6 protein-coding genes are annotated in these 9146 nt (G+C 45.1%); 4 read left to right on the forward strand and 2 right to left on the reverse strand.

Annotated features, from left to right (window positions below; all coding sequences use genetic code 11):
- Window positions 1-165: 165 nt before the first annotated feature.
- A complete protein-coding gene (locus ACFPOH_RS02150) occupies window positions 166-801 on the forward strand; it encodes a YigZ family protein (protein ID WP_390308749.1) in 636 nt (211 codons plus the stop codon).
- A 216-nt stretch (window positions 802-1017) separates the two neighbouring features.
- Window positions 1018-2091: an LCP family protein gene (locus ACFPOH_RS02155; protein ID WP_390308750.1), complete on the forward strand. Its 1074-nt coding sequence runs from the start codon at window positions 1018-1020 to the stop codon at window positions 2089-2091.
- 264 nt (window positions 2092-2355) lie between these two features.
- Here ACFPOH_RS02155 and ACFPOH_RS02160 read toward each other — a convergent pair whose 3' ends face one another.
- Entirely contained in the window at window positions 2356-4098 is a 1743-nt protein-coding gene (locus ACFPOH_RS02160) for a DUF4097 family beta strand repeat-containing protein (protein ID WP_390308751.1), read from the reverse strand.
- A 208-nt stretch (window positions 4099-4306) separates the two neighbouring features.
- Window positions 4307-5371 (reverse strand): glycosyltransferase family 4 protein, encoded by a 1065-nt coding sequence (locus ACFPOH_RS02165; protein WP_342581005.1) that lies wholly within the window; start codon window positions 5369-5371, stop codon window positions 4307-4309.
- A gap of 271 nt (window positions 5372-5642) precedes the next feature.
- Between ACFPOH_RS02165 and secA2 the strand changes: the two genes are divergently transcribed.
- Together secA2 and ACFPOH_RS02175 are read left to right on the forward strand one after the other, a co-directional pair.
- Window positions 5643-8015 (forward strand): accessory Sec system translocase SecA2, encoded by a 2373-nt coding sequence (gene secA2, locus ACFPOH_RS02170; protein WP_390308752.1) that lies wholly within the window; start codon window positions 5643-5645, stop codon window positions 8013-8015.
- A complete protein-coding gene (locus ACFPOH_RS02175) occupies window positions 8002-8898 on the forward strand; it encodes an accessory Sec system S-layer assembly protein (protein WP_342581003.1) in 897 nt (298 codons plus the stop codon). Before secA2 ends, ACFPOH_RS02175 begins: the two co-directional genes overlap by 14 nt.
- Window positions 8899-9146: the final 248 nt, after the last annotated feature.

The following is a 9146-nucleotide window of genomic DNA, read 5'->3' on the forward strand; positions in this document are numbered from 1 at the left end:
TTGTCCCCAACCCAATTGGTGTAATATAATAAAACTATATAAGTCAGTTTTAATAGTTAAATGAGTATATTATTTTAACATTATTATACCATTTTACAAAGAAGATTTAAGAAAAAATTCTATTACATGCACATTGTTTTTTTGGAAAATAAAGGAGTATTTGTAATGCGAAAGGACTATAAAACTGTCAAAGGATTTGGTGAAAAGGAAATTGTCATTTCCAAATCCCGCTTTATCGCGTATGTGAATCGGGCTGAAACGGAAGAGGAAGCCATTAATTTTATCAATAAAATAAAGAAACTTCATTATAATGCAACACACAATTGCTCATGTTACTTGATCGGCGAGCATAATCAAATTCAGAAAGCGAATGATGATGGGGAACCTAGCGGAACAGCCGGCGTCCCTATGTTGGAAGTGCTGAAAAAACAGGGCCTTCAAGATACGGTGGTTGTGGTGACACGGTACTTTGGGGGCATCAAGCTTGGCGCAGGCGGCCTCGTCCGTGCATACGGAAAAGCCACATCGGAAGGGATTGCCGCCGCCCAAGTGGTGGAAAGAAGACTGCATCACGTCATGAAAGTGACAATCGATTACACTTGGCTTGGCAAAGTGGAGAATGAAGTCCGCAATTCAAAATATACGTTAGCCGACATACAATATGCTGAGAATGTGGATATGATCATCCATGTATTGAAAGATGATGAACAGGCCTTTACGGAATGGATGACGGAATTGACAAACGGGCAAGCAAAAATTGCATGCATCGACAAAATTTTCATTGAAAAAGTGGTTTCCTGATCCGTTTATGTGCGATTTCACAAAAAATATGTATTTTTATGTAAAAAACACTTTGTCATTTTTTTGTAATTTACTGATATTCGACAAAGTAGTATAATTTAAAGGATTGAATGATTTTGCTTTTCGCATAAGATTTCCCTGTGATGATTCTTATTTTTGAAGCCATAATAAGCCTAACAAAACCAACATTCCTACGTACGATAGAGGAGAGTTTTTATGAAAAGAACGGAAAAAAGAAAGAAACGGCCGACAAAATTTTCTTTGGTACTTAAAGTATTTGCAATTTTGGCGGCTTCATTCCTGATTTGCGCAACTGCTTATGGAATTTATTTGACGAAGAAAGCGGAATATGCGGCGAATAAATCATACGAAGAGATTGAGGATAGACAGTCCTCCCCGAAAAGGGACGCAAAAGCGGAAGCATTGAGCGACAACATATCGATCCTGTTCATCGGCGTCGATGACAGTGAGGTGCGCGCGCAAGGTTCCGATCATTCCCGTTCCGACGCATTGATGTTGATGACGTTGAATCGTGAGGAAAAAACGGTGAAATTGGTCAGCATCCCACGGGATTCATATGTATACATCCCGGAAGTGGGCTATGAGGATAAAATCACCCATGCCCATGCTTTTGGCGGCACTGCGGCAACAATCGAAACGGTGGAAGAACTGTTTGACATTCCGGTCGATTATTATGTACGAATGAACTTCAACGCATTCATTGATGTGGTGGATGCACTCGGCGGTATTGATCTGGATGTGAATATTCCATATGCCTTCTACGAAAAAGACGAAAATGACAAATATTCCATCTATTTGGAACCAGGATACCACCATTTGGATGGCCGTGAAGCGTTGGCTCTTGCCCGTACCCGCAAACACGATACGGATATTGCCCGCGGCGAACGCCAGCAGGATATTTTGAAAGCCATTGCCAATAAAGCACTTTCTTTATCCTCTATCTCAAAATATGATGATGTCATCCTGGCGATCGGTGACAACATGAAAACCAACTTGACCTTTGATGAAATGAAATCTTTCTTGACCTATTTCTCCGGCGGCATGCCACAAATCGATACACTCACCTTGCAAGGACAAGGCGACATGTCAACGGGAATTTACTATTACATGTTGGATGAAGAATCTTTGGAAGAAACAACACAAATTTTGAAAAGTCATTTGGGCCTCATCCCAAGCAAATCGAAATCAAGCATCTCAGAAATCAGCAGCGGGGATGAAGAGCAAGTCGATTCCGATTCATTTTCCTATTCATCCAGTTTTAATCGGTAAATGAAGTGTTTCGATTCATCAAAAATGGACTGGCTTATCGGATAAATTGGCAGAATGATCTGCTTCACCATGAGATAAAATAAAAAGTGGCCATCAGCAAAATACACTCTCAATGTTGCTTGAGAGTGTATTTTTTTATTTTTGGAAAGGGGAGTAGTTTTTTCATTTTCCAGTTTGAACGGGCACTTTCAAAGCTATTCATTGAAAAAAATGGATATTTTGATGGCGCTGGGGATTGGGGGCGGATATGGTGGTGTTGATGCTTCATTGAGTGTGCATGGGGATTCGTTTGGTGCGGATGGTGTTTCGTTTAGTGTAGACAAGGTTTTGTTTGGTGCGGATGAGACTTCTTTTCGTGCGGATGGTGGCTTCTTTAGTGCGGATGATACTTCTTTTCGTGCAGATGGTGGCTTCTTTAGTGCGGATGAGACTTCTTTTAGTGCGGATGAGACTTCTTTTCGTGCGGATGGTGGCTTCTTTAGTGCGGATGAGGCTTCTTTTAGTGCGGATGGTGGCTTCTTTAGTGCGGATGGTGGCTTCTTTAGTGCGGATGAGACTTCTTTTCGTGCGGATGGCGGCTTCTTTGGTGCGGATGAGACTTCTTTTCGTGCGGATGGTGGCTTCTTTAGTGCGGATGAGACTTCTTTTCGTGCGGATGGTGGCTTCTTTAGTGCGGATGAGGCATCTTTTTGTGCAGATGGCAGCTTCTTTAGTGCGGATGAGACTTCTTTTCGTGCAGATGGTGGCTTCTTTAGTGCGGATGAGACTTCTTTTCGTGCAGATGGTGGCTTCTTTAGTGCGGATGAGACTTCTTTTAGTGCGGATGGTGGCTTCTTTAGTGCGGATGAGACTTCTTTTCGTGCGGATGGTGGCTTCTTTAGTGCGGATGAGACTTCTTTTCGTGCGGATGGCGGCTTCTTTGGTGCGGATGGTGGCTTCTTTAGTGCGGATGAGACTTCTTTTAGTGCGGATGAGACTTCTTTTCGTGCGGATGAGACTTCTTTTAGTGCGGATGAGACTTCTTTTCGTGCGGATGGTGGCTTCTTTAGTGCGGATGAGACTTCTTTTCGTGCGGATGGTGGCTTCTTTAGTGCGGATGAGACTTCTTTTCGTGCGGATGGTGGCTTCTTTAGTGCGGATGGTGGCTTCTTTAGTGCGGATGAGACTTCTTTTCGTGCGGATGGCGGCTTCTTTGGTGCGGATGAGACTTCTTTTCGTGCAGATGGTGGCTTCTTTAGTGCGGATGAGACTTCTTTTTGTGCAGATGGCGGCTTCTTTGGTTCGGATGAGGCATCTTTTCGTGCAGATGGTGGCTTCTTTGGTGCGGATGATACTTCTTTTCGTGCGGATGATTCCTCTTCCTGCGTGGATGACTCTCCCTCTTGCTCGAATGATTCCTCTTTTTGCTTGGATGGTACTCCTTCTTGCACGGATACGCACTACTCTTGCTCGGACGATCACTCCTCTTGCCCGGATACGACCACTACTTGCTCGGATAATCACTCCTCTTGCTCGGATACGACCACTGCTTACTCGGATAAGCACTACTCTTGCTCGGATAATTCCTTCTCTTGCTCGGATACGACCACTGCTTGCTCGGATAATCACTCCTCTTGCCCGGATAACTACTTCTCTTGCTCGGATAACTACTTCTCTTGCTCGGATAACCTCTCCTCTTGCTCGGATACGACCACTGCTTGCTCGGATAATCACTCCTCTTGCCCGGATACGACCACTGCTTGCTCGGATAAGCACTCCTCTTGCTCGGATACGACCACTGCTTACTCGGATACGCACTACTCTTGCTCGGACGATCACTCCTCTTGCCCGGATACGACCACTACTTGCTCGGATAATCACTCCTCTTGCCCGGATACGACCACTACTTGCTCGGATAATCACTCCTCTTGCTCGGATACGACCACTGCTTACTCGGATACGCACTACTCTTGCTCGGACGATCACTCCTCTTGCCCGGATACGACCACTACTTGCTCGGATAATCACTCCTCTTGCTCGGATACGACCACTTTGCGCGAATGACTACTCCTCACGCGCGGATAACTTCAACTCTTGCACAGAAAAAACTCTCTTTTGCCCCAATGCAGATTCCACTTGCCGGATGAGTCCCTCACATTCATTTCCACACTAAAAAACCGCCACTTCCCACGAAGCAGCGGTCATATAACCCGTCCATTTCAAAAACGCTATCCAATTACTTGCTGAACATCTTCACTAAATTAATCAGCGGTCTGTAGTTTTTGCCCGCCAACCCGATCACTTCCACGAACAATTCGAGGGCAACCAAAATCACGGTAATCAATAAAATGGCCCCCCAAAGTTTCGCCATGGAGAAGATGATGGCCGCCACACCGAACATTGCGGCAATTCCATAAATAATCAACACCGTTTGACGATGGGAGAAGCCCATTTTCATCAAACAATGGTGCAAGTGGGATTTATCCGGATCGGACCATTTTTGCTTATTGCGTACGCGACGCACGATGGCAAAGAATGTATCTGAAATCGGAACCCCCAACAAAATAACCGGGATGATGAATGATACCAACGTCAAGTTTTTGAAACCCAACAAAGAAAGTACCGCAATCATAAACCCTAAAAACAGGGCTCCTGTATCTCCCATGAAAATTTTTGCAGGATGAAAGTTAAAGAATAAAAATCCAATCGTACTACATGCTAATATTGCAGCAACGGCAAGTACGAAACCGTTGCCCATGATGAAGGCCATCGTTGCAAGCGTGATCAACGCGATCGTTGACACACCCGCTGCCAGTCCATCCAAACCGTCGATCAAGTTTACCGCATTCGTGATTCCGACAATCCACAACAGCGTCAATGGAATACTCAAAAATCCAAAATTCAAAATTCCATTATCGAAAGGCAAGTTGATGAAATCGATTTGCACACCGCCCAAAAACACCACAATCGAAGCGGCGATGAATTGTCCCAACATTTTCGCCTTCGCGCTGATCTCGTACTTGTCATCCAAAATGCCCGTAATCACAATCACCGTTGCCCCCAACACAAGGGATAAAGGCATCAATGAACTTTCAAAGGGAGGGCTGGCAGGTCTCAGGATTGCCAGTCCCATTAAAAACGATATAAATATAGCTAAACCACCTAAACGTGGCATGATTTTCTGATGCACTTTCCGATAATTCGGTGCGTCCACTGCACCTATGCGAAACGCTAATCGTCTAACGATAGGAGTCAGTACTACGGACGCAACAAGCGCCACTACCAAAGACACGTAAACCATGTCTATCCTCCTCAAAAAATGATACGTACCATCATATAAACCTATGCTATTATAGCACGATTATAAAAGAAAACCTAGTCTTTACTATAAAATGTAATTAAAAATCCAATAAATTTCAAATGAAGAATCAAATGGCGTTGCATCGAAGATACTAATTTCCAAAAGCCCTTTTCATCCTTTATTTTCCCCGGGATTAAAGTAGTCATACCCCCAAAAGTTTGATAGAATAACATGGGTGTCTATATTAGACCTTTAGAAGGAGCGTAAAAAAATGTTCTCTATTTTCAAAAACAAGGAAAGAACGAGTAAACGGGAATTAAAACATTACTATAAAATAGTGGATAAAATCAATCAATTGGAACATACATACTCATCCATGTCCGACGATGAGCTTAAACATATGACCGTTCAATTCAAAGAACGCCTGGCGAAGGGCGAACCGCTAACAAACATCATCCCTGACGCCTTTGCGGTCGTAAGGGAAGCTTCCAAACGCGTTCTTGACATGCGCCATTTTGACGTTCAATTAATTGGTGGTCTTGTTTTGACGGAAGGAAACATTGCGGAAATGGCAACCGGCGAAGGGAAAACATTGGTCGCTTCCCTGCCATCCTATGTGAGAGCCCTCGAAGGAAAAGGGGTACACGTGATCACCGTCAACGATTACCTGGCAAAACGGGACTTCGAATTAATTGGACAAATTCATCAATTTTTGGGATTGACGGTCGGCCTGAACCTGCCAATGATGGATTTGGAGCAAAAGAAAAAAGCCTACAACGCGGATATCACATACGGTGTCGGTACGGAATTCGGCTTCGACTATTTGCGCGACAACATGGCCTATAAATTGGAAGATAAAGTGCAACGCCCATATCATTTTGCCATCATTGACGAAGTGGACTCCGTTCTCATCGACGAAGCGAAAACACCGCTCATCATCGCCGGAAAAACCCCTTCCCAGGAAGAATTGCACCGCATCGCCGCCATGCTTGCGAAAACGTTCAAAAAAGATGAAGACTACGAATACGATGAAGAAACAAAAGCGACTTCCCTCACCGATCAAGGCATCGATAAAGTGGAAGAAGCGTTCGGCGTCGACAACTTGTATGATTTGGATCACCAAGTATTGTACCACTATGTCATCCAGGCGGTGCGCGCCCACGTGATGTTTGAGCGCGACGTCGACTACATCGTGAAGGACGATAAAATCGAGCTGGTGGACATGTTCACCGGGCGTATCCTGGAAGGGCGTTCCTTGTCTGATGGATTGCACCAGGCCATCGAGGCAAAAGAAGGGGTAACGATTACAGATGAAAACAAAGCCCAAGCCCAAATCACCATCCAGAACTACTTCCGCATGTATCCGATTCTTTCCGGGATGACCGGTACGGCCAAAACCCAGGAAAAAGAATTCCAGGAAGTGTACAACATGCGGGTTGTCCAAGTGCCTACCAACCGGCCGGTCATCCGTATCGACCAGCCGGACATGGTGTTTGAAACGCGGGATGCCAAATATGAATTCGTAGCCCAGGAAGCAAAACGCCGCCATGAAAAAGGACAACCGATTTTGATCGGAACCACTTCCATTCTGCAATCGGAAGAAGTGGCGAAATATTTGGATAAATACGGATTGGATTACCAATTGCTCAACGCGAAGACCGTCGAGCAGGAAGTGGAATTGATTTCCCAAGCGGGACAAAAAGGAAGAATCACCGTTGCCACCAACATGGCAGGACGCGGTACGGACATCAAATTGGGCGAAGGCGTCCATGAACTTGGAGGACTTTATGTTATCGGAACGGAAAAACATGAAAGCCGCCGAATCGACAATCAGCTTCGTGGCCGCTCCGGTCGACAAGGGGACCCTGGGGAAACCCGCTTCATCATTTCATTGGAAGACGATATGTTCCGCCGCTTCGCCAAAGAGGATGTGGAAAAATTCAAAAAGAAAATGACGGTGGACGAGAAAAAGCTGGTGCTCAACAAAGATGTGCAGGAATTGATCGACCGCACGCAACGCATCGTCGAAGGTGCGCAATTCTCCATGCGCCAATACAACTTGCAGCTGGATGATGTCATCAATGACCAGCGGAAAATTATGTATACATTGCGTAACAAAGTGCTCCATCAGGAAGACATTATCGACATCATTCAAAAACTGCTTGCGGATGCCATCGACTTTGCCATCCGTGAAAATGCGGACGAAGGGCTTGGCCATGAAGAATGGAATTGGGATGAAATCGAAAACACTTTGAATTCCATCTTCCCGGAAAAAATCGTCTTGGACCGCTCCGTCACAAAAACAAAACAAATATTTGACCAAGTCGAACCGAGTCACTTACAATTGAAGGAATTCATCCAATCCTTCGAAAACGATGAAAGTGTCATTGCCACTTCCCAACAAGTGATGCTGAACTACATCGATCGGATGTGGATCAACCACTTGGCGCAAATGACCTATTTAAAAGAAGGAATCGGCTTGCGCAGCTATCAAGGCGAAGACCCGATGCGGATCTATCAACGGGAAGGATTGAAATTATTCGGCAAAAACTTCCAAGAACTTCGCCGTCAAATCGTATCAGAATTGGCAGCATTTATTAAAATTCGCCGGAACGAGGAGGAAACAGAGAATGGGGCTATTTGATTTCTTTAAGAAAAACGATAAAGTGAAATCCGACAGTGCAATCGACTCAAGCAATTTAATAGAAGATGCGGAAACATCAACCGAAACAAAATTGGTCAAAACGAAACTTTCCTTGCATCCAAACTGGATCGTGCCGCAAGAACAGAAATATGTGTTCAGCTTCCTGGCGAACCAATTGGCGCCGCTCCGTCCAAACCAATTATCCCTTGCCGCCATCGATATCGATGCGGATAAAAATACAGGGAATTGGTATGTGCGCGCCTTCTTCCGTTCATCCCTTCCCCAAGAGATTGAATTAGGGGAAGTCGGGCTGATTTTATTGGATAAAGACAATCATCCAATAGCTTCCAAAATGTTTGATTTCAAAGAATTGGGGACCATTCCTCCTGAAAGCTGCCGGCCTTGGGTGTTTACGTTCGAGAAGGAACATATCCAGGCGGATGAACTTCCTGGCGAAGGATGGAAACTCGCTTTTAATTTGAATACATTGAAAAAACACACATTGGATTTGGATGATTCCTGGAAAAGCCAACTGTCCGCGGAGCAGCAGGAATATCTTGAAAAAATCGTCAGCCAATTGCCTGAATTGAAACAAAATGAAGTGAATTTCACGGGCTTCCAGGCGAAATTCCGGGATGACCGGAGTCTTACGGTTTCCCTCTTTATCCGGAACGGAAGCGACCGGGCCATCAATTTTGAGCAATTGCCATTGGAAATCATCGATGCAAACGGTAAGCGGGTGGCCAAAGGAACATTCAAATTTGAACCGCCTTTGACGGTGCAACCCCGCACAACGAAGCCATGGTCATTCATCTTCCCGGCGGAACTGGTGGATGCGGATGGCGCGGATTTATCCCGCTGGAGAGCTGTAGTGCCGCAGTAATAGGGATTGCATGGGCATGTTCAATAGGAGTTTGTTTGAAAAGAGGCTGGGACATAACTAATAAAGTGAACGAGCTGCAAAAAGAATTTTTGTAAAAAATTGATTGGAGTGACGGGGCGACTCCTGCGACGAGCCCTCTCGAGACCCCGCAGGAGCGAAGGATTGAGCTCCGAGGAGGCTCGAGCCCAATGTCATAAAGTTATCGAACCAAAAATTTACAGTTAGTAGGCAACCATCTGGTTGCCTCC

It is taken from the genome of Ureibacillus suwonensis, from assembly GCF_042655065.1.
GTDB lineage: Bacteria > Bacillota > Bacilli > Bacillales_A > Planococcaceae > Ureibacillus > Ureibacillus suwonensis.

Coding starts and splice junctions, on each gene's coding strand:
- ACFPOH_RS02150 (WP_390308749.1), top strand. CDS start 166: ATGCGAAAGGACTATAAAACTGTCAAAGGATTTGGTGAAAAGGAAATT.
- ACFPOH_RS02155 (WP_390308750.1), top strand. CDS start 1,018: ATGAAAAGAACGGAAAAAAGAAAGAAACGGCCGACAAAATTTTCTTTG.
- ACFPOH_RS02165 (WP_342581005.1), bottom strand. CDS start 5,371: ATGGTTTACGTGTCTTTGGTAGTGGCGCTTGTTGCGTCCGTAGTACTG.
- secA2 (WP_390308752.1), top strand. CDS start 5,643: ATGTTCTCTATTTTCAAAAACAAGGAAAGAACGAGTAAACGGGAATTA.
- ACFPOH_RS02175 (WP_342581003.1), top strand. CDS start 8,002: ATGGGGCTATTTGATTTCTTTAAGAAAAACGATAAAGTGAAATCCGAC.